17 protein-coding genes are annotated in these 20,254 nt (G+C 66.5%); 9 read left to right on the forward strand and 8 right to left on the reverse strand.

Annotated features, from left to right (window positions below; genetic code table 11):
• Positions 1-3: 3 nt before the first annotated feature.
• Both QRN67_RS12975 and QRN67_RS12980 read right to left on the reverse strand, forming a co-directional pair.
• On the reverse strand, positions 4-2,871 hold the full coding sequence (locus tag QRN67_RS12975) for an aconitate hydratase (protein WP_285412090.1): 2,868 nt from the start codon (positions 2,869-2,871) through the stop codon (positions 4-6).
• A 114-nt stretch (positions 2,872-2,985) separates the two neighbouring features.
• Positions 2,986-3,399: a hypothetical protein gene (locus tag QRN67_RS12980; protein ID WP_285412091.1), complete on the reverse strand. Its 414-nt coding sequence runs from the start codon at positions 3,397-3,399 to the stop codon at positions 2,986-2,988.
• 120 nt (positions 3,400-3,519) lie between these two features.
• Between QRN67_RS12980 and QRN67_RS12985 the strand changes: the two genes are divergently transcribed.
• Positions 3,520-4,383 carry a helix-turn-helix domain-containing protein gene (locus QRN67_RS12985; RefSeq protein WP_285412092.1) on the forward strand — a complete coding sequence of 288 codons (864 nt, stop codon included), beginning with the start codon at positions 3,520-3,522 and terminating at the stop codon, positions 4,381-4,383.
• Here the strand turns inward: QRN67_RS12985 and QRN67_RS12990 are convergent.
• From QRN67_RS12990 to QRN67_RS13015, 6 genes are all read right to left on the reverse strand, one after another.
• On the reverse strand, positions 4,271-6,547 hold the full coding sequence (locus QRN67_RS12990) for an acyl-CoA dehydrogenase (RefSeq protein WP_285412093.1): 2,277 nt from the start codon (positions 6,545-6,547) through the stop codon (positions 4,271-4,273). The two genes, QRN67_RS12985 and QRN67_RS12990, sit on opposite strands and share 113 nt — an antisense overlap.
• 278 nt (positions 6,548-6,825) lie before the next feature.
• Complete coding sequence (locus QRN67_RS12995; protein ID WP_081270653.1) at positions 6,826-9,411, reverse strand: bifunctional aconitate hydratase 2/2-methylisocitrate dehydratase; 2,586 nt, start codon at positions 9,409-9,411, stop codon at positions 6,826-6,828.
• Between the two features lie 80 nt (positions 9,412-9,491).
• Positions 9,492-10,064, reverse strand: coding sequence for a hypothetical protein (locus tag QRN67_RS13000; protein WP_106935283.1), 573 nt, complete (start codon positions 10,062-10,064; stop codon positions 9,492-9,494).
• Between the two features lie 34 nt (positions 10,065-10,098).
• On the reverse strand, positions 10,099-11,097 hold the full coding sequence (locus QRN67_RS13005) for an HpcH/HpaI aldolase/citrate lyase family protein (RefSeq protein WP_285412095.1): 999 nt from the start codon (positions 11,095-11,097) through the stop codon (positions 10,099-10,101).
• Positions 11,094-11,885 (reverse strand): trans-aconitate 2-methyltransferase, encoded by a 792-nt coding sequence (tam, locus tag QRN67_RS13010; RefSeq protein ID WP_285412096.1) that lies wholly within the window; start codon positions 11,883-11,885, stop codon positions 11,094-11,096. The genes QRN67_RS13005 and tam overlap by 4 nt, the downstream gene beginning before the upstream one ends.
• 12 nt (positions 11,886-11,897) lie before the next feature.
• Entirely contained in the window at positions 11,898-12,884 is a 987-nt protein-coding gene (locus QRN67_RS13015) for a malate dehydrogenase (RefSeq protein WP_081270657.1), read from the reverse strand.
• Between the two features lie 183 nt (positions 12,885-13,067).
• On the opposite strand from QRN67_RS13015, the gene QRN67_RS13020 reads away from it, so the two are divergent.
• The 8 genes from QRN67_RS13020 to QRN67_RS13055 all read left to right on the forward strand — a co-directional run bounded on the left by QRN67_RS13020 (position 13,068) and on the right by QRN67_RS13055 (position 20,215).
• The gene (locus tag QRN67_RS13020) at positions 13,068-13,826 is read left to right on the forward strand and encodes a GntR family transcriptional regulator (protein WP_106935286.1); all 759 of its coding nucleotides are present in this window, start codon (positions 13,068-13,070) and stop codon (positions 13,824-13,826) included.
• 226 nt (positions 13,827-14,052) lie between these two features.
• Positions 14,053-14,499, forward strand: a complete 447-nt coding sequence (sdhC, locus tag QRN67_RS13025; protein WP_081270659.1) for a succinate dehydrogenase, cytochrome b556 subunit — start codon at positions 14,053-14,055, stop codon at positions 14,497-14,499.
• Between the two features lie 13 nt (positions 14,500-14,512).
• Positions 14,513-14,878 (forward strand): succinate dehydrogenase, hydrophobic membrane anchor protein, encoded by a 366-nt coding sequence (gene sdhD / locus QRN67_RS13030; protein WP_081270660.1) that lies wholly within the window; start codon positions 14,513-14,515, stop codon positions 14,876-14,878.
• 7 nt (positions 14,879-14,885) lie between these two features.
• Complete coding sequence (sdhA, locus tag QRN67_RS13035) at positions 14,886-16,694, forward strand: succinate dehydrogenase flavoprotein subunit (RefSeq protein ID WP_081270661.1); 1,809 nt, start codon at positions 14,886-14,888, stop codon at positions 16,692-16,694.
• 16 nt (positions 16,695-16,710) lie between these two features.
• Positions 16,711-17,412, forward strand: a complete 702-nt coding sequence (locus QRN67_RS13040; RefSeq protein ID WP_081270662.1) for a succinate dehydrogenase iron-sulfur subunit — start codon at positions 16,711-16,713, stop codon at positions 17,410-17,412.
• Between the two features lie 31 nt (positions 17,413-17,443).
• Positions 17,444-17,758: an FAD assembly factor SdhE gene (locus tag QRN67_RS13045; protein WP_081270663.1), complete on the forward strand. Its 315-nt coding sequence runs from the start codon at positions 17,444-17,446 to the stop codon at positions 17,756-17,758.
• 24 nt (positions 17,759-17,782) lie between these two features.
• On the forward strand, positions 17,783-19,093 hold the full coding sequence (gene gltA, locus QRN67_RS13050; RefSeq protein WP_081270664.1) for a citrate synthase: 1,311 nt from the start codon (positions 17,783-17,785) through the stop codon (positions 19,091-19,093).
• Between the two features lie 177 nt (positions 19,094-19,270).
• Complete coding sequence (locus QRN67_RS13055; RefSeq protein WP_285412097.1) at positions 19,271-20,215, forward strand: LysR family transcriptional regulator; 945 nt, start codon at positions 19,271-19,273, stop codon at positions 20,213-20,215.
• The last annotated feature ends 39 nt before the right edge of the window (positions 20,216-20,254 follow it).

Consider the following 20,254-nt stretch of genomic DNA (forward strand, 5'->3'; position numbering starts at 1 on the left):
GCATCAGGCCGACAGCAGCTGCCGCAGCACGAACGGCAGGATGCCGCCGTGCTTGTAGTAGTCGACCTCGATCGGCGTGTCGATGCGCAGGCGCACCGTCACCTCCTGGTGCGTGCCGTCGGGGCGGTGAACCACCAGCTTCACATCCATCTGCGGCTTGAGTTCGCTGCCGATCACCACGTCGATCTGCTCGTCGCCCGTGAGGCCCAGCGTCTGCCAGGAATCGGCGCCGCGGAACTGCAGCGGCAGCACGCCCATGCCGACCAGGTTGGCGCGGTGGATGCGCTCGAAGCTGCGCGCCACCACGGCCTTGATGCCCAGCAGCTGCGTGCCCTTGGCGGCCCAGTCGCGCGACGAGCCGGTGCCGTACTCTTCGCCGCCGAACACCACGGTGGGCACGCCCTGCTCCATGTACTTCATGGCGGCGTCGTAGATGAACATCTTCTCGTTGCCGGGCTGGAACCGCGTGACGCCGCCCTCTTCCTGCGTGCCGTTGGCGTCCGGCGGAATCATGAGGTTCTTGATGCGCACGTTGGCGAAAGTGCCGCGCATCATCACGTCATGGTTGCCGCGGCGCGAGCCGTAGCTGTTGAAGTCGGCCTTGGCCACGCCGTTGGCCTTCAGCCAGATGCCCGCGGGCGAGCTTTCCTTGATCGAGCCGGCCGGCGAGATGTGGTCGGTGGTGATCGAGTCGCCGAACAGCGCCATGATGCGCGCGCCCTTGAAGCCCGCGTCCGACGCGTGCGGCTTCATCTTGAAGCCCTCGAAGAACGGCGGCTCGGCAATGTAGGTGGACTTGGGCCAGTCGTAGACCTGGCCGTTGGTGCCCTTGATGCTCGTCCAGAACTTGCCCGGATCGGTCTTCACCTTGTCGTAGTTCGCGCGGAACGACTTGGCGTTCATGGCATGGCGCAGGTTGTCGTCGATTTCCTTCGGCGTGGGCCAGATGTCGCCCAGGTACACGTCCTTGCCGCCCTTGCCCTTGCCCACGGGCTGGGTCATCAGGTCGGTCATGACGTTGCCGGCGATGGCGAAGGCCACCACCAGCGGCGGCGAGGCCAGGAAGTTGGCCTTCAGGTTCGGATGGATGCGCGCCTCGAAATTGCGGTTGCCCGACAGCACGGCCGCGCCGATCAGGTCGTTCTTGGTGATGGCTTCGTTGATCTCGGGCGTGAGGTCGCCGGCGTTGCCGATGCAGGTGGTGCAGCCGTAGCCGGCGAGGTAGAAGCCCAGCTTCTCCAGGTACGGCAGCAGGCCGGCCTTCTCGAGGTATTCGGTCACGATGCGCGAGCCGGGGGCCAGCGAGGTCTTGATGTGCGGCTTGACGGTGAGGCCGGCTTCCACCGCCTTCTTCGCCAGCAGGCCGGCGGCCAGCATCACGCTCGGGTTGGACGTGTTGGTGCACGAGGTGATGGCGGCGATCAGCACGTCGCCGTTGCCGATGGTCACTTCGCCCTTGGGCGCCGAAGGGGCGGTGGCGCTCACGTGCGCGGCGGCCTTGGTGGAGCGGTTGGCCACCATCTCGACCACGTCGAGCGGCGCGCCCGCGGGCGGCGACGCCGCCTCGTCATCGCTGCCCTTGGCGGCAGCCAACAGCGGATAGCGCACCTTGAGCTTGTCCGCCGGCTGGTTGAAGCCGTTGGCGTCGTTGGGCTTGCTGTAAAGCTCCGAGAACTTGGTGGACAGGTGGCCCAGGTCGATGCGGTCCTGGGGACGCTTCGGGCCGGCCAGGCTGGGCGACACGGTGCCGAGGTCCAGGCGCACCACCTTGGTGTAGTCGATGTCGCCCGGGGCCGGCATGCCGAACAGGCCCTGCGCCTTGTAGTAGGCCTCGAAGCGCTCGACCTCTTCCTTGGTGCGGCCGGTGCCTTCGAAGTAGGCCACGGTCATTTCGTCGACCGGGAAGAAGCCCATGGTCGCGCCGTATTCGGGCGCCATGTTGCCGATGGTCGCGCGGTCGGGCACGGCGATGGATGCGGCGCCGGGACCGAAGAATTCCACGAACTTGCCCACCACCTTCTCTGCGCGCAGGATGGCGGTGACGTACAGCACCAGGTCGGTGGCGGTGACGCCTTCGCGCAGCTTGCCGGTGAGCTCGAAGCCCACCACGTCGGGCGTCAGCATGTAGACCGGCTGGCCCAGCATGGCGGCCTCGGCCTCGATGCCGCCCACGCCCCAGCCGACCACGCCGATGCCGTTGATCATGGTGGTGTGGCTGTCGGTGCCCACCAGCGAGTCGGGGTAGTAGGTGGGCTTGTCGCCGTCGTCGTACGGGCTCTTGTAGACGCCGCGCGCAAAGTACTCCAGGTTCACCTGGTGCACGATGCCGAAGCCCGGCGGCACCACGCGGAAGGTGTCGAAGGCCTGCATGCCCCACTTCATGAACTGGTAGCGCTCGTTGTTGCGCTGGAATTCCAGCTTCATGTTCAGGTCGAGCGCCTTGGGCGTGCCGTAGTAGTCGACCATCACCGAGTGGTCGACCACCAGGTCGACGGGCACCAGCGGCTCGATGGTCTTGGGCGACTTGCCCAGCTTGGCGGCCACGCTGCGCATGGCGGCCAGGTCGGCCAGCAGCGGCACGCCGGTGAAGTCCTGCAGCACCACGCGGGTGACGACGAAGGGAATTTCGTCGGTGCGCTCGGCGTTGGGCGCCCAGTGGGCCAGCTCTTCGACGTGCTTGGCCGACACCTTCTGGCCGTCGCAATTGCGCAGCACCGATTCGAGCACGATGCGAATGGAAACCGGCAGGCGGTCGACGGTCGGGTATTGCTTGGCCAGCTCCTTCAGGGACCAGTACTTGCCGGACTTGCCGGATGCTGTCTTGAAGGTCTTGAGGGTGGACGCAAAGGCATGCGCCGGTGCTTTGGCCATAGAGGGACTCCTGTTGGTTCGTGGAAGCCTCTCAAAGATAGCAGGGATCGATGTCAGTGGCTGTAGTCGGGGGACTCGGCTCGCCCCCGTTTTTCCGAATGAGCAGCCGGCATTTCAGGCCATGGCCATTCGCGCACCGCCGCGCGTGCGGCGCAGGCCGGTCCATTGCAGTTCGGCCAACACGACCACGCAGGCCGCCTGGGCCAGCACCCATGCCATGCCCAGCGCACTGACCGCGAACACGCCGCTCACCAGCAGCGCGATGCAAGCCGCGGCCCAGCCGAAATTGCCCACGACGACAAGGCCGATCAACCCGCGCGGCGGCGTGCTGCGGCTGGCCATGAAGGCGGCCATTGCCGCATAGGCCAGCAGGAAGACGCCCGTGCCCATGAGCAGCGGCGACGGCAGGCCGGTCAGCCGCGCCAGCGCGTCGGTGAAGGCCACCTGCAGCGCGCCGGTCGCGGCGCACGAGGCGGCATCGGCCCACATGACGTTGGGCAGGAAACGGGGGGATGCGAAGACGGACATGCGGTTCTCCTTGGTGTAGTACCGGGGTGGTACGGCGCCAATGATTCCGGCGGCGGCGCACCGCGTCGATGACCTCCTAGGTCATGGCGCCGCGCCACCACCGCGCCAGAATGCGGCTCCATGAACACCATCCGCTCCCTTTCGTCCAAGGCCGACCGCCCCGGCGCGCGCGACCCGTTCGGCGTCCATCTGCGGCACTGGCGCACCCACCGCCGCCTGAGCCAGCTCGACCTGGCCCAGGAAGCCGAAGTCTCGACCCGCCATCTGAGCTACGTGGAAACCGGCCGCGCCGCGCCCAGCCGAGAAATGGTGCTGCGGCTGGCCGAACGGCTGGAGGTGCCGCTGCGCGAGCGCAATGCGCTGCTGGTGGCGGCGGGCTTCGCGCCGATGTACCGGCAGCGCTCGCTCGACGACCCGGCCATGGCCTCCGCGCGCCGCGCCATCGACCTGGTGCTGAAGGGACACGAGCCCTTTCCCGCGCTGGCCGTGGACCGCCACTGGAACCTGGTCGCGCACAACGCGCTGGTGCCGCTGCTGATGGAAGGCGCCGCGCCCGAACTGCTGAAGCCGCCCATCAACGTGCTGCGGCTGAGCCTGCACCCCGACGGCGTGGCACCGCGCATCGCCAACCTCGCGCAGTGGCGCACCCACCTGCTCGAGCGGCTCCAGCAGCAGATCGCGGCCACCGGCGACGCGGTGCTGCAGTCGCTGCACGACGAACTGGCGGCCTACCCCCCGCCCGCCGTGAGCTACGACGCCCCGGTACTCGACACCGCGCTGTCGGCGGTGGCGGTGCCCTTCCAGGTCGTCATGCCGAGCGGCGTGCTGAGCTTCATCAGCACCATCACGATCTTCGGCACGCCGGTCGACGTCACATTGCAGGAACTCGCGGTGGAGTCGTTCTTTCCGGCCGATGAGCAGACGGCTGCGGCGCTGGTTGCGTTGGCGGCGCAGCTGGCGCAGTCGACGCCCCAGGCGGATTGAGATCGGCCCTGCCGTCCGCGCCGCGCGGCGGGCCTTCGAAGTCGTCCACCTGGATGACCTTGTCGGCGGCCTTCAGGTAGGCCAGAGCCAGTTCGGGATCCGGCGCCGAACTGGCCGCCTCTTCCAGCGAATTCGTGCGGCGCAGCACCTTGTTGAGCGCGGCGGTGGTATCGCCGAGCTGCACCGAAAGCTCCATTGCATGCATCAGGTCGCGCAGGCCGCCGGGCGCGGGCTCGCTGAGGTCGGGCGCCAGTCGCTCGATGATGCGCGGGTTCTTGCGCAGCAGGTCGGCCAGTGCGATCAGCTGCACATCGCGCAGGGGCGCCAGGTGCGCGGTGCGCCGCAGCACCAGCGCGCCGATCACGCGCCGGCCTGCGGTCGGCAGGTTGGCGTACAGGTCGCGCAGGATCTTGCCGGCCTCGTCGAGCTGCAGCCGGATCGCGGCCTGCGCGAACGGCAGCAGCTCGGGCGCCCCGTCGACACGGTAGCGCCAGATGCACGCGCTGGCCATGTACAGGTGCGCGAGCACGTCGCCGAGCCTTGCCGACAGCAGCTCCATGCGCTTGAGCTTGCCGCCGAGCATGCCCATCGCGAGGTCGGCGGTGAGCGCGTACTTGGCACTCATGCGCGCGACCAGCCGTGCCTCCGGCAGCAGATCTTCAGGCGGCTTTCCCAACACCGGCGCACCGAACAGGCTGTGCCAAAGATTGACGGCCACATGCCTGCCATGCGCCATCAGCGCCTTGCCGAGGGCGGTTTCGTCGCCCGCCTGCACTGCGGCCATTTCGTCGAGCACGTGCGGGTGGCAGCGCACCGCGCCCTGCCCGAACACGATGAGCGCGCGCGTGAGGATGTTCGCGCCCTCGACCGTGATCGCGATCGGCGCCTGCCGATAGGCCACGCCGAGCAGGTTGGAAGGGCCCGAGATGATGCCCTTGCCGCCCAGGATGTCCATGCCGTGGTTCACCGCACGCCGCCCCGCCTCGGTCAGCTGCACCTTGAGGATGGCGCTGGCCACACTGGGCCGCTCGCCCTTGTCGAGCGCCGCTGCGGTATAGCGGCGTGCCGCGTCGGTCGCATACAGCTCGGCGGACATCTGCGCCACCAGCCCCGCCACCGCATGGAACTTGCCGACCGGCATGCCGAACTGCTCGCGGATCTGGCCGTAGCCGTCGCTCACGTAGAGCGCGGTCTGCTGCATCGCCGAGCCCAGCGCGGGCAGAGAGATGGCGCGGCCCGCGGCCAGGCACTCCATCAGCATGCGCCAGCCCTGCCCGACCTGCTTCTCGCCGCCGATGATCCAGTCCATCGGCACGAACACCTGCCGGCCGTGAATGGGGCCGTTCATGAAGGCGCTGTCCATGGGGCGATGGCGCCGGCCGATCTCCATGCCCTCGTGCGGCACGGGAATCAGCGCGCAGGTGATGCCCAGGTCGCGCTGGCCCTCGGGCCGGCTCTCGTCCACGGCATGGAAGGCCAGGCCGACCACGGTGGCCACCGGCGCGAGCGTGATGTAGCGCTTGTCGAAATCGACCAGGAAGCCGCGCGTCATGCGGCCTTCGAACTCGCGCTCGACCACCACCCCGCGATCGGGAATCGACGCCGCGTCAGACCCCGCGTAGGGCGAGGTCAGGCCGAAGCACGGCAGCTCGCGGCCATCCGCGAGGCGCGGCAGGTAGTGGTCCTTCTGCGCATCGGTGCCGTAGCGCAGCAGCAGTTCGGCCGGGCCCAGCGAGTTGGGCACCATGACCGTGACGGCCGTGGCGGTGTTGACGGTGGCAATGCGCGTCACCACGGTGGCGTGCGCGAAGTGGCTGAAGCCGAGGCCGCCGAACTCCTCGGGAATGATCATCCCGAAGAAGCGCTTCTCTCGAAGGAAGCGCCACACCTCGGGCGGCAGGTCGCGCGCCTGGTCGATGGCGTGGTCGTCCAGCATGTGGCACAGCGTGCGCACCTCGTTGTCCAGAAAGGCCTGTTCGCGTTCGGTGAGCCGGTTCGGCCCCATGGCCGAGAGCGCGTCGAAATCGGGCCGCCCCGCGAACAACTGGCCCTCGAAGCCGACGGTGCCGGCCTCCAGCGCGGCCCGCTCGGTGTTTCCGAGCGGCGGCAGCGCCTTCGAGAATGGCTTCATGGCCCATCGGCCGATCAGTGTCGCCAGCGGCATGGTGCGTCTCCTTCCGCGACGAACGCGCGCGGATTGACACGATTCTTGAGGCTTGTAACGGGCCGCGCGAGCCGGCCAAGTGCGAAGCCGTCTGTCGGATACGGACGCGCCTGGGCCGATCAGCGAGAACATCGGTCCCATCGAGCAGCACGTCATGGCCGCGGCTGCCCTGCACCGCGATTACTTCCGCTTTCCGCCGATGCGCCCATGAATGGAGCGCGCAAGAAAAAGCCCCGGCTGGCGGGGCTTCTTCAATGGCGCGGGCCGAGCCGCGGAGATCAGGCCGTGACCGAGTCCGCCACGCCCTTGTAGTCTTCGATCTTGTCGAAGTTCAGGTACTGGTAGATCTGCGCGCTGGAGGCGTCGAGCACGCCCGAAGCAGCCATGTATTCCTCGCGCGTCGGGATGCGGCCCAGGCGCGAGCAGATGGCGGCCAGCTCGGCCGAGCCGAGGTACACGTTGGTGTTCTTGCCCAGGCGGTTCGGGAAGTTGCGCGTGCTGGTCGACATGACCGTCGCGCCTTCGCGCACCTGTGCCTGGTTGCCCATGCACAGCGAGCAGCCCGGCATTTCGGTGCGGGCACCGGCATTGCCGAACACGCCATAGTGGCCTTCTTCGGTGAGCTGCTGCGCGTCCATCTTGGTCGGCGGGGCGATCCACAGCTTGACCGGGATGTCGCGCTTGCCTTCGAGCAGCTTCGACGCGGCGCGGAAGTGGCCGATGTTGGTCATGCACGAACCGATGAACACTTCGTCGATCGCGGCACCGGCCACGTCGCTCAGCGTCTTCACGTCGTCAGGGTCGTTCGGGCAAGCCACGATGGGCTCGTGGATCTCGGCCAGGTCGATCTCGATGACGGCGGCGTAGTCGGCGTCGTCGTCGCCCTTGAGCAGTTGCGGGTTCGCGAGCCAGGCTTCCTGCGCGGCGATGCGGCGCTGCAGCGTGCGGGCATCGGCGTAGCCTTCGGCAATCATCCACTTCATCAGCGTGATGTTGCTGTTGATGTACTCGATGATCGGTTCCTTGTTCAGGTGCACCGTGCAGCCGGCGGCCGAGCGTTCGGCCGAGGCGTCGCTCAGCTCGAATGCCTGTTCCACCTTCAGGTCGGGCAGGCCTTCGATCTCGAGGATGCGGCCCGAGAAGATGTTCTTCTTGCCCTTCTTCTCGACCGTCAGCAGGCCGGACTTGATGGCATACAGCGGAATCGCGTTGACCAGGTCGCGCAGCGTGACGCCGGGCTGCATCTTGCCCTTGAAGCGCACGAGCACCGATTCGGGCATGTCCAGCGGCATCACGCCGGTGGCGGCCGCGAAGGCCACGAGGCCGGAGCCCGCGGGGAAGCTGATGCCGATGGGGAAGCGGGTGTGGCTGTCGCCGCCCGTGCCCACGGTGTCGGGCGTCAGCAGGCGGTTGAGCCAGCTGTGGATCACGCCGTCGCCCGGACGCAGCGACACGCCGCCGCGGTTGGCCATGAACTCGGGGAGTTCGTGGTGCATCTTGACGTCGACCTTCTTGGGGTACGCCGCCGTGTGGCAGAACGACTGCATGACGAGGTCGGCCGAGAAGCCCAGGCAGGCCAGGTCCTTCAGTTCGTCGCGCGTCATCGGGCCGGTGGTGTCCTGCGAGCCGACCGAGGTCATCTTGGGTTCGCAGTACGTGCCCGGGCGAACGCCCTGGCCTTCGGGCAGGCCGCAGGCGCGGCCGACCATCTTCTGCGCGAGCGAGAAGCCCTTCTTGGTGTCCACAGGGCTTTGCGGCAGGCGGAACAGCGTGGAAACGGGCAGGCCCAGCGCCTCGCGCGCCTTGGCCGTCAGGCCGCGGCCGATGATCAGCGGAATGCGGCCGCCGGCGCGCACTTCGTCGAACAGCACGTCGCTCTTGACCTGGAATTCGGCGATGACCTTGCCGTCCTTCAGCGCCTTGCCTTCATAGGGGCGCAGCTCGACCACGTCGCCCATGTTCATCTGCGTCACGTCGAGTTCGATCGGCAGCGCGCCCGAGTCTTCCATCGTGTTGTAGAAGATGGGAGCGATCTTGCCGCCGAGGCAGACGCCGCCGAAGCGCTTGTTGGGCACGTAGGGAATGTCTTCGCCGGTGAACCACAGCACCGAGTTGGTGGCGCTCTTGCGCGACGACCCCGTGCCGACCACGTCGCCGGCGTAGGCCACGAGGTGGCCGCGCGCGCGCAGGTCTTCGATGAACTTCACCGGGCCGCGCTTGCCGTCTTCCTCGGGCACGATGCCGGGGCGCGCGTTCTTGTGCATCGCCAGGGCGTGCATCGGGATGTCGGGACGGGTCGTCGCATCGGGTGCGGGCGACAGGTCGTCGGTGTTGATTTCGCCAGCCACCTTGAAGATGCTGACGGTGATGCTCTCGGGCACTTCGGGGCGGCTGGTGAACCATTCGGCATCGGCCCAGCTCTGCAGAACGCCCTTGGCGTTGGCGTTGCCCTTGTCGGCCTTTTCCTTGACGTCGTGGAACTGGTCGAACATCAGCAGGGTCTTCTTCAGGCCCTCTGCCGCCACGGCGCCCACTTCGGCGTCGTCGAGCAGGTCGATCATGGGGCTGATGTTGTAGCCGCCGAGCATGGTGCCGAGCAGTTCGGTCGCGCGGGCGCGCGAAATGAACTCGCTCTTCTCGGTGCCGTGCGCCACGGCCGCGAGGTAGCTCGCCTTGACCTTGGCCGCGTCGTCGACGCCGGCGGGCACGCGATAGGTGAGCAGGTCCAGCAGGAAGGCACCGTCCTTGGCATTCGCGCTCTTGAGGAGCTCGATCGCTTCAGAGGTCTGCTTCGCGCTCAGGGGCAGCGGCGGGATACCGAGCGCGGCGCGTTCGGCAACATGGTCAACGTAGGCTTGCAACATCTTCTTTTCTCCGGAAACTGGTCTTGCGGGAATGCGGTGCGGTCAAGCAAGAGCCGCACCGCACCCCGCGCTCGGTACGCTTACTTCTTCTCGCCGTCGGCGCCGTCGAACAGCGCCTTGGGTGGGTTCTTCTTCATTTCTGCGGCGAAGGCGACCTGGGCTTCGGTCTGGCATTCGTCGGCAAGGCGCAGGCCGGCCTTCTGGTTCATCAGCATCGACTTGTTGCCGAGCTGGAGCCACATGGCGCCGGCACGCGGGTCTTCGAGGCGGATGGCGCCGGTACGGCTTTCGACCGGGTGCATGCGGTACTTCGCGCCCTTGGTGCTGACGGTGAAGAAGCCGGGCTTCTTGTCGTCGGGCGTGACGGTCACGTCGGCGCCGAGTTCGCACTGGGCCTTGCCGATGGACACGCGCTGCGCCACGGCCAGGTCGGCCTCGGAGAGCGTCACGTCGGTGTCGGTGTTGATGGGCGTGACTTCCTCGACGGCCTTGGCGGCCTTGCGGGTGACCTGGTGCTTCTTGGCAGGGGCCTTCGCCGTGCTGGAGGAAGCTGCCTTGGCGGCGGGCTTTGCGGCCGGCTTGGCAGCGTCCTGGGCCATTGCGGCCAGGGGCAGAGCCAGTGCGACAGCTGCAATCAGGGCAATTTTCTTCATGTGTGGGTTTCCTTGAGGCTGGGTTCGGGTGGTTTCAGGAGGCCGCGAGCGCAAACCAGGCTTTCGCCTCGGGGGGCAACGCGCGCCCTGTTGCGTGGGCACGTGTCAGAACCTGCCAGAAATGGCGGTAGCTCGCGCGGTCGTGCAATGTGCCATCAATTTGTGTCGGCGCCCAATTTGCGGCTGCCGCCTTTACAAGGATTTTTGTGGCAATTTGAATCTGTGCCTCGTCGGGCGCGAAGGCTTCGAGGATCGGCCGGATCTGGTTCGGGTGGATGCTCCACATGCGCGTGTAGCCGAATTCGGTGGCCGCCTTGCGGGCTGCCGTGCGCATGGCGTCGGTGTTGTTGAACTCGGTGACCACGCAGTGCGACGGCACCTTGCCGTAGGCGTGCGCGGCCGAAGCGATGGCCAGCTTGGCCCGCACCACCAGCGGATGGCTGAACTGCCCCGCCGCGCCCATGCCGTCGGCGGGAATGGCGCCGGCGTGGGCCGAGACGAAGTCCATCAGGCCGAAGCTCAGCGACTGCACGCGCGGATGCGCGGCGATCTCGAAGGCGTTGTGCACGGCCAGCGGCGACTCGATCAGCACATGCAGCGGCAGCGCGCCGGCGTCGGCCGCCTCGAGCGCGGACACAGCCTGCAACACATCGGCCACCGACTCGACCTTGGGCACCATCAGGTGGCTCAGGCGGTGTCCGGCGCGCCCGGCGATGGTGACCACGTCGCCGGCAAACGCCGGATGATCGACCGGGTGCACGCGCACGCCGACACGCATGCCGGGCCTGGCGGCCAGCGCGAGCTCGGTGACGAGCGCGGCGTGCTCGGCCTCGCCGCCCACGGGGGCGCCGTCCTCGCAGTCGAGGGTGACGTCGAACACGCAGGCGCCGAACTCCTCGGCCATTTCGGCCTGGAGCGCGAGGCTCTTCTTCATGCGCGCTTCGACGCCGCTGTAGTGGTCGCACACGGGCAGCGTCACGACGCCGGCCTGCGCGCCGAGCAGCACCTGGGCGGGGTGCACGGCGTTGGTCATGCGTTGCCGCCCTTCTGCGCGACGAAGAACATGCGCGGGAACGCTAACAGCCGCTTGCCGTCGGTCCTCGGCGGGTAGGCTTCGTTCACGCGTCGTTCGTATTCGGCCAGGTAGCTGGCCTGCAGCGCCGGCTCGAGGCGATCGACGAAAGGCTTCAGCCCCGTGCCGCGCACCCATTCGACGATGGATGCGGCGTCGGCCATGCGGTGCTGGTAGATGGTGTGCCAGACATCGACGTGCACGGCGCGCGGCGCCAGCAGGTCGTAGTAGCCGGCCAGGTCGAGCAGCCGGGTGCGCAGCCTGTCGGCGTCGCCGATGGGCTCGGCCCACGGCGCTTCGGCGGCCACGGCGCGCATCAGCCGGTGCGTGGGCTCCTGGCGGTTGTCGGGCATCTGGACGGCGAGCACGCCGCCCGGGGCCAGCGCGTCGAACAGGCGCGGGATCAGCTTTTCGTGATCGGGCACCCACTGCAGGGACGCGTTGGCATAGATGAGGTCGGGCGCTTCTTCCGGAGAACGCGGCGCCCAGGTCGCGATGTCGCTCAACTCGAAGCGCGCCTGCGGCAGGCGCTCGCGCGCGCTGGCCAGCATGGCTTCGGAGTTGTCGGTCCCGATGACTTGCGCCTTCGGGAACCGGTGAACCAGCAGCTCGGTGGAATTGCCCGGACCGCAGCCGAGGTCGACCACGCGGGCCGCCTCGGTCAGCGGCACCCGCGCCAGGAGTTCCTGTGCGGGGCGGGTGCGCTCGTCCTCGTAGCGACGGTAGAGCGCGGGGTTCCAGTCGAGCATGCTGGGGATGGCTTACAGCAGGTGGGCAACGCCGGCGCGTTCGCCTTCGAGCTCTTCCAGCGTCTTGTTGATGCGTTCCTGGCTGAATGCGTCGATCTCGAGGCCTTCGACCAGCTTGTATTCGCCGTTTTCGCAGGTGACGGGGAAGCCGAACATCACGTCCTTCGGAATGCCGTACTGGCCGTCCGACGGGATGCCCATGGTGACCCACTTGCCGTTGGTGCCCAGGGCCCAGTCGCGCATGTGGTCGATGGCGGCGTTGGCGGCCGAGGCAGCCGACGACAGGCCGCGTGCTTCGATGATGGCCGCGCCGCGCTTGCCGACGGTCGGCAGGAACACGTTGGCGTTCCATTCCTGGTCGTTGATCATCTTGGCGACGCTTTCGCCGTTGATGGTGGCGAAGCGGTAGTCGGCATACATCGTGGGCGAGTGGTTGCCCCACACGGTGAGCTTTTCGATGTCGGCCACGGGCTTGCCGGTCTTGGCGGCGATCTGGCTGGCGGCGCGGTTGTGGTCCAGGCGCAGCATGGCGGTGAAGTTCTTGCGCGGCAGGTCGGGTGCGCTCTTCATGGCGATGTAGGCGTTGGTGTTGGCCGGGTTGCCGACCACGAGCACCTTGACGTTGCGGCTGGCGACGGCGTTGAGAGCCTTGCCTTGCGCCGTGAAGATGGCGCCGTTGACGGCCAGCAGTTCGGCACGTTCCATGCCGGGGCCGCGGGGACGCGAGCCGACCAGCAGTGCGTAGTCGGCGTCCTTGAAGGCGGTCATCGGGTCGCCATGGGCTTCCATGCCGGCCAGCAGCGGGAATGCGCAGTCGTCGAGTTCCATCATCACGCCCTTGAGCGCCTTCTGGGCCTTCTCGTCGGGGATTTCGAGCAGTTGCAGAATGACCGGCTGGTCTTTGCCGAGCATTTCGCCGGATGCGATGCGGAACAACAGGGCGTAACCGATTTGGCCGGCGGCACCGGTGACGGCAACGCGGACGGGTTTTTTGCTCATGGGAAGACTCCAGAAGGTGATGAAACGGTGTCGGCGCTCTCGTGGGGCGCCAGGGTTCTGCGGGGTGAAATACCTTCCCGCAGCGCGAGACCGGCCGCATTTTAAGCCGATTCAATAAGCCCCGTCTTATGTCTTATATAAGATATCCTCGGGGGCACCGCCACGGCGCACCCCACCGCTGCCATGAACACGCCCACAACACTCGACGAGCCCGCGACGCCGTCCTTCAGTCCGCTCTACCAGCAGATCAAGACCCTGATCCTGCAGAGCCTGCAGGCGGGCGAGTGGAAGCCGGGTGAGCCCATCCCCAGCGAGATGGACCTGGCCGTGCGCTATCGGGTGAGCCAGGGCACGGTGCGCAAGGCCATCGACGAGCTCTCGGCCGAAAACCTGGTGGTGCGCCGCCAGGGCAAGGGCACCTTCGTCGCCACGCATGCGGAGCAGCATGTGCAGTACCGCTTCCTCAAGCTCGTGCCCGATGCCGGCGATCCCAGCAGCGAAGGCCCCGCGGTGCGCACCATCGTCGACTGCAAGCGCCTGCGCGCGTCGGCCGACGTGGCCCGCGCCCTCGGCCTGCGCACCGGCGACGCCGTACTGCAGGTGCGCCGCGTGCTGGCCTATGCCGGCGTGCCGACCATCCTCGAAGACCTCTGGCTGCCCGGCACGCCCTTCAAGGGCCTCACGGCCGAGCGGCTGCGCGCGTGGCCGGGGCCGATGTACGCGCTGTTCGAAACCGAGTTCGGCGTGCGCATGGTGCGGGCCGAAGAAAAAATCCGCGCCGTGCTGCCCGATGCCGAACAGGCCGCGCTGCTCGACGTCACGCCGCAGATGCCCCTGCTGAGCGTGGAACGCGTGGCGCACACCTACCATGACATGCCCATGGAATTGCGCCGCGGGCTCTATCGCACCGACACGCACCACTACAGGAACCAGCTGGGCTGACCCCGATGCAGACAAAGGCCGAATCACGGCGCGCCAGCGTGCGCGCGCAACATGCACCGCGTGCTACGAAGTCAATAGCATCCGACTGCAACGGTGCGCTGACTCATGCGCGTCCGCTGCCCGATGGTGCATTGCAATAGAATTTTGCGTTGTTTGCACTTCCGCATAAGAAACAAAAGCGTTCGCTCTCAGAACAAGTCATCCAAGCCACGAAAGCCCTCCCCTCATGACAGAGCTTGCAAATCCTCCCCGGCCACCGCGCCGCGAATTCCGGAACATCAACGCATTCACCGATCTCACGACCTACCGGCTTCCGCCGGCAGGCATCGTGTCGATCCTGCACCGCGTGAGCGGCGTGCTCATGTTCCTGCTGCTGCCGTTCATCATCTGGATGTTCGACACGTCGCTCTCGTCCGACTATTCGTTCGCGAAATTCAAGGGCGCCTTCAACGTCGGCATCGGCTTCGCCCCGGGTTGGTTCTTCAAGCTCGTCGCGCTCGCGCTCATCTGGGCCTACCTGCACCACTTCATCGCCGGCCTGCGCCACCTCTGGATGGACGTGAGCCACTCCGCCGTGACCAAGGAATTCGGCCACACCTCCGCCCTCTTCACGCTGGGCGCGAGCATCATCCTCACGCTGGTGCTGGGCGCCAAGCTGTTCGGCCTGTACTGAGAAGGAGCCAACCATGTCTGTGAACTACGGCTCCAAGCGCATCGTCGTCGGCGCGCACTACGGTCTTCGCGACTGGCTCAGCCAGCGCATCACCGGCGGCCTGATGGCGCTCTTCACGATCGTGCTGCTCGCACAGCTGATCTTCACCCGCGGCCCCATCGGCTACGACCTCTGGGCCGGCATCTTCGCGGCGCAGTGGATGAAGGTGCTGACGTTCTCCGTGATCGTCGCCCTGCTCTACCACGTGTGGGTCGGCATGCGCGACGTGTGGATGGACTACGTCCAGCCCGTCGCCATCCGTCTCGTGCTGCAAATTTTCACCATCGTCTGGCTTGTCGGTTGTGCGGGTTGGGCCATTCAAGTGCTTTGGAAGATCTGACCCCACCATGACCTACACAAAAGAAAAAATCACCAAGCGCAAGTTCGACGTCGTGATCGTCGGTGCCGGCGGCTCCGGCATGCGCGCCTCTCTGCAACTCGCACGTGCCGGCCTCAACGTGGCCGTGCTCTCCAAGGTGTTCCCGACCCGTTCGCACACCGTCGCTGCCCAGGGCGGCGTGGGCGCATCGCTCGGCAACATGAGCGAAGACAACTGGCACTACCACTTCTACGACACGATCAAGGGCTCCGACTGGCTCGGCGACCAGGACGCGATCGAGTTCATGTGCCGCGAAGCACCGAAGGTCGTGTACGAGCTCGAACACTTCGGCATGCCGTTCGACCGCAACCCCGACGGCACCATCTACCAGCGTCCGTTCGGCGGCCACACGGCCAACTACGGCGAGAAGCCCGTGCAGCGCGCCTGCGCCGCGGCCGACCGCACCGGCCACGCGATGCTGCACACGCTCTACCAGAAGAACGTCGAGGCCCGCACCCAGTTCTTCGTCGAATGGATGGCGCTCGACCTCATCCGTGACGACGAAGGCGACGTGGTCGGCGTGACCGCCCTCGAAATGGAAACCGGCGACCTGCACATCCTGCAGGCCAAGACCGTGCTGCTGGCCACCGGCGGCGCGGGCCGCATCTTCCAGGCCTCGACCAACGCCTTCATCAACACCGGCGACGGCCTCGGCATGGCTGCCCGCTCGGGCATCCCGCTGCAGGACATGGAGTTCTGGCAGTTCCACCCGACCGGCGTGGCCGGCGCGGGCGTGCTGCTGACCGAAGGCTGCCGCGGCGAAGGCGCGATCCTGCTGAACAGCAACGGCGAACGCTTCATGGAGCGCTACGCGCCCACGCTGAAGGACCTGGCGCCGCGCGACTTCGTCTCGCGCTCCATGGACCAGGAAATCAAGGAAGGCCGAGGCTGCGGTCCCAACAAGGACTACGTGCTGCTCAAGCTCGACCACCTGGGCGCCGACACCATCCACAAGCGCCTGCCCTCGGTGTATGAAATCGGCGTCAACTTCGCCAACGTCGACATCACGAAGGAACCGATCCCCGTCGTGCCGACCATCCACTACCAGATGGGCGGCATCCCCACCAACATCCACGGCCAGGTCGTGGTGCAGAAGGGCGAGGACAACAGCGCCGTGGTGAACGGCCTCTACGCCGTGGGCGAATGCTCCTGCGTGAGCGTTCACGGCGCCAACCGCCTGGGCACGAACTCGCTGCTCGACCTGCTGGTGTTCGGCCGCGCGGCCGGCAACCACATCGTCGAGTTCAACGACAAGCTCAAGGAACACAAGCCCCTGCCCAACGATGCGGCCGACCGCACGCTGGAGCGCCTGAACCGCCTCGAGTCGACCACCACCGGCGAATACGCCCAGGACGTGGCCGGCGAGATCCGCGCCGTCATGCAGCAGCACGCCGCCGTGTTCCGCAAGCAGGCCTCGATGGACGAAGGCGTGGTCAAGATCGCCGCCGTGCGCGAGCGCGTCAAGGCCATCGGCCTGAAGGACAAGTCGAAGGTGTTCAACACCGCCCGCATCGAAGCGCTGGAAGTCGACAACCTGATCGAAGTGGCGCAGGCCACCATGGTTTCCGCAGCAGCCCGCAAGGAATGCCGCGGCGCGCACACGGTGGAAGACTACGAACGCCCGGCGGACGACCCGGTCGCGCCGCTCGGCCGCGACGACGCCAACTGGATGAAGCATACGCTCTGGTACAGCGAAGACAACCGCCTGTCGTACAAGCCGGTCAAGCTTCAGCCCCTGACGGTCGCCTCGGTGCCCCCGAAGGTCCGGACATTCTAAAAATTAGGAACATACGATGAAGCGCACATTCCAGATCTACCGCTACGACCCGGACAAGGACGCCAAGCCCTACATGCAGACCGTCGAGATCGAACTCGACGGCCATGAGCGCATGCTGCTCGACGCCCTGATGAAGCTCAAGGCGCAGGACCCGACGCTGTCGTTCCGCCGTTCGTGCCGCGAAGGCGTCTGCGGCTCCGACGCGATGAACATCAACGGCAAGAACGGTCTGGCATGCCTGACCAACATGAACACGCTCAAGGGCACCGTCGTGCTCAAGCCGCTGCCGGGCCTGCCCGTCATCCGCGACCTGATCGTGGACATGACGCAGTTCTTCAAGCAGTACAACTCGATCAAGCCGTACCTGCAGAACGACAGCGTGCCGCCCGAAAAGGAGCGCCTGCAGTCGCCCGAAGAGCGCGAAGAGCTCAACGGCCTGTACGAGTGCATCCTGTGCGCGAGTTGCTCCACGAGCTGCCCGAGCTTCTGGTGGAACCCCGACAAGTTCGTGGGCCCGGCCGGCCTGCTGCAGGCCTACCGCTTCATCGCCGACAGCCGTGACGAAGCCACCGCCGAGCGCCTGGACAACCTGGAAGACCCGTACCGCCTGTTCCGCTGCCACACGATCATGAACTGCGTGGACGTGTGCCCGAAGAGCCTGAACCCGACCAAGGCCATCGGCAAGATCAAGGAATTGATGGTGCGCCGCGCCATCTGATCCCTGATCCATATTGCCTAGAGACGCCACCATGCAACCCGCCGCCGACCTCGACCAGCCGCTCAGCGAACGTGCGCTGAGCAAGCTGAAATGGCGCTGCCGGCGCGGACTGCTCGAGAACGACCTGTTCATCGCCCGCTTCTTCGAGCGACACGAATCCCGCATGACCGTGGGTCAGGCGGGAGCGATGGAGACACTGATGGACCTGTCGGACAACGATCTCCTCGACCTCCTTCTGTGCAGAAAGGAGCCCGAGCCCGAATGGGCCGGGGCCGAGGTGGTCGCATTGCTGCAGCTGATGCGCACCGACGGCGCGCAGCGGCCCGCAATTTCTCCTTCGTCCTGAATCCACCTCTGAAAGTAAACCGAAATGAAAGCATCCGATACCAAGGCCACGCTGTCGTTCAGCAACGGCGGCGACAGCGTCGACCTGCCGATCTACAAGGGCACCGTGGGCCCCGACGTGATCGACATCCGCAAGCTGTATGCACAGACCGGCATGTTCACGTACGACCCGGGCTTCATGTCGACCGCCGCCTGCCAGTCGGCCATCACGTACATCGACGGCGACAAGGGCGAACTGCTGTATCGCGGCTACCCCATCGAGCAGCTGGCCACCAACTGCGACTTCCTCGAGACCTGCCACCTGCTGCTGTACGGTGAACTGCCGGACCAGGCCAAGAAGGAAAACTTCACCAAGGTCGTGACGAACCACACCATGGTGAACGAGCAGATGCAGTTCTTCCTGCGCGGCTTCCGCCGTGATGCCCACCCGATGGCCATCATGACCGGCCTCGTGGGCGCCCTGTCGGCCTTCTATCACGACAGCACGGACATCAACAATCCCGAGCACCGCGAGATCGCCGCGATCCGCCTGATCGCGAAGATGCCCACGCTCGTGGCCATGGCCTACAAGTACACGATCGGCCAGCCGTACATGTACCCGAAGAACGACCTGAGCTACGCCGGCAACTTCCTGCACATGATGTTTGCCACGCCGTGCGAGGAGTACAAGGTGAACCCGGTGCTCGAGCGCGCGCTCGACCGCATCTTCATCCTGCACGCAGACCACGAGCAGAACGCCTCCACCTCGACGGTGCGCCTGTGCGGCTCGTCGGGCACGAACCCCTTCGCGGCCATCGCGGCCGGCGTGGCCTGCCTCTGGGGCCCGGCCCACGGCGGCGCCAACGAAGCAGCACTCAACATGCTGTACGACATCCAGAAGGAAGGCGGCGTCGAGAAGATCGGCGAGTTCATCAAGAAGGTCAAGGACAAGAACTCGAACGTCAAGCTCATGGGCTTCGGCCACCGCGTGTACAAGAACTACGACCCGCGCGCCAAGCTGATGCAGGAAACCTGCAACGAAGTGCTGACCGAGCTGGGCCTGGAGCAAGACCCGCTGTTCAAGCTCGCCAAGGAACTGGAAAAGATCGCCCTGGAAGACGAGTACTTCGTGTCGCGCAAGCTGTACCCGAACGTCGACTTCTACTCGGGCATCGTGCAGCGCGCCATCGGCATCCCGGTGCCGCTGTTCACCGCGATCTTCGCGCTGGCCCGCACGGTCGGCTGGATCGCCCAGCTGAACGAAATGATCGGCGACCCCGAGTACAAGATCGGCCGCCCGCGCCAGCTGTTCGAAGGCTCGCCGAAGCGTGACGTGAAGCCGATCTCGGCTCGCTGATCGAGCGCCGCTCGACCTTTGAAAAAGCTGCCTCCGGGCAGCTTTTTTCGTTTGGAGGCCACTGCCGGCCTGCGCTCCTCGCCAGCGGGCACTGAGGTCATCGCATATCACGATGGCTTCAAGGGAAAAACAAGAAGAAAATAGCCAACTCATCGCCAGCCGCGATGCCCAAGCCCCATGAGCACCTCAGAACGCAACTTCGCCCGCCGCATCGACCTCACGTCGCTGCAGCTGTTCGTGGCCGTTTGCGAACTGGGCAGCATCGGCCGCGCGTCGGAGCGCGAGTTCATCGCGGCGTCGGCCATCAGCAAGCGGCTGTCCGACCTCGAAGCCACGCTGGGCACCACCCTGCTCTACCGCCATGCGCGCGGCGTCGACCTCACGCCGGCCGGCGAAAGCCTGCTGCACCATGCGCGCTCGGTGCTCTACAGCCTCGAGAAGATGCAGGGGGAGCTCAGCGAATACGCCGACGGCGTGCGCGGCCATGTTCGGGTGCATGCCAACATCTCTGCCATCGTGCAGTTCCTGCCTGAAGACCTGGGCGTGTTCACGCGGGCGCACGAGGCCATCAAGATCGACCTCGAGGAGCACCTGAGCAGCGAGGTGATCCGCGCAGTGCAGGAAGGCGCGGCCGACCTCGGCGTGTGCCACGTGGCCGGCGGCGCGGGCGAGCTGCAGAGCCTTTCCTACCGGCACGACCGCCTTGCGCTCATCGTGCCCACCGGCCACGTGCTGGCCGCACGAGGCGCCATCGACTTCATCGACTCGCTCGACTTCGACCACGTCGGCCTGCACACCAACAGCTCGATCTACGTCGCCATGCACGAGGCGGCATTGAATGCCGGGCGCAGCATCAAGCTGCGCATCCACGTCACGGGCCTGGACGCCATGTGCCGGATGATCGAGAACGGCCTGGGCATCGGCGTGATGCCGCAGCGCGCCTTCGAGCTGATGCAGAACGGCATCGGCCGCGGCCTGGCGAGCATCGCCCTGAACGACGCGTGGGCGGCACGCGAGATCCGCCTCGTGGCGCGCGATTTCTCCACCCTGCCGGTGGCCGCGCGCTCGCTGGTGAACCACCTGCACGCCGCCGCGGATGCGACAGAACAACTCGCGGCCTGAACCCACATTGCAGCCGCACACACGGACAATCCATTTCCC

Source organism: Variovorax sp. efr-133-TYG-130 (genome assembly GCF_030208835.1).
GTDB lineage: Bacteria > Pseudomonadota > Gammaproteobacteria > Burkholderiales > Burkholderiaceae_C > Variovorax.

Coding starts and splice junctions, on each gene's coding strand:
- QRN67_RS13020 (WP_106935286.1), top strand. CDS start 13,068: ATGAACACGCCCACAACACTCGACGAGCCCGCGACGCCGTCCTTCAGT.
- QRN67_RS12980 (WP_285412091.1), bottom strand. CDS start 3,399: ATGTCCGTCTTCGCATCCCCCCGTTTCCTGCCCAACGTCATGTGGGCC.
- QRN67_RS13015 (WP_081270657.1), bottom strand. CDS start 12,884: ATGAGCAAAAAACCCGTCCGCGTTGCCGTCACCGGTGCCGCCGGCCAA.
- QRN67_RS12990 (WP_285412093.1), bottom strand. CDS start 6,547: ATGCCGCTGGCGACACTGATCGGCCGATGGGCCATGAAGCCATTCTCG.
- QRN67_RS13045 (WP_081270663.1), top strand. CDS start 17,444: ATGCAACCCGCCGCCGACCTCGACCAGCCGCTCAGCGAACGTGCGCTG.
- QRN67_RS12995 (WP_081270653.1), bottom strand. CDS start 9,411: ATGTTGCAAGCCTACGTTGACCATGTTGCCGAACGCGCCGCGCTCGGT.
- QRN67_RS12985 (WP_285412092.1), top strand. CDS start 3,520: ATGAACACCATCCGCTCCCTTTCGTCCAAGGCCGACCGCCCCGGCGCG.
- tam (WP_285412096.1), bottom strand. CDS start 11,885: ATGCTCGACTGGAACCCCGCGCTCTACCGTCGCTACGAGGACGAGCGC.
- sdhA (WP_081270661.1), top strand. CDS start 14,886: ATGACCTACACAAAAGAAAAAATCACCAAGCGCAAGTTCGACGTCGTG.
- gltA (WP_081270664.1), top strand. CDS start 17,783: ATGAAAGCATCCGATACCAAGGCCACGCTGTCGTTCAGCAACGGCGGC.
- QRN67_RS13055 (WP_285412097.1), top strand. CDS start 19,271: ATGAGCACCTCAGAACGCAACTTCGCCCGCCGCATCGACCTCACGTCG.
- sdhC (WP_081270659.1), top strand. CDS start 14,053: ATGACAGAGCTTGCAAATCCTCCCCGGCCACCGCGCCGCGAATTCCGG.
- QRN67_RS12975 (WP_285412090.1), bottom strand. CDS start 2,871: ATGGCCAAAGCACCGGCGCATGCCTTTGCGTCCACCCTCAAGACCTTC.
- QRN67_RS13000 (WP_106935283.1), bottom strand. CDS start 10,064: ATGAAGAAAATTGCCCTGATTGCAGCTGTCGCACTGGCTCTGCCCCTG.
- QRN67_RS13005 (WP_285412095.1), bottom strand. CDS start 11,097: ATGACCAACGCCGTGCACCCCGCCCAGGTGCTGCTCGGCGCGCAGGCC.
- sdhD (WP_081270660.1), top strand. CDS start 14,513: ATGTCTGTGAACTACGGCTCCAAGCGCATCGTCGTCGGCGCGCACTAC.
- QRN67_RS13040 (WP_081270662.1), top strand. CDS start 16,711: ATGAAGCGCACATTCCAGATCTACCGCTACGACCCGGACAAGGACGCC.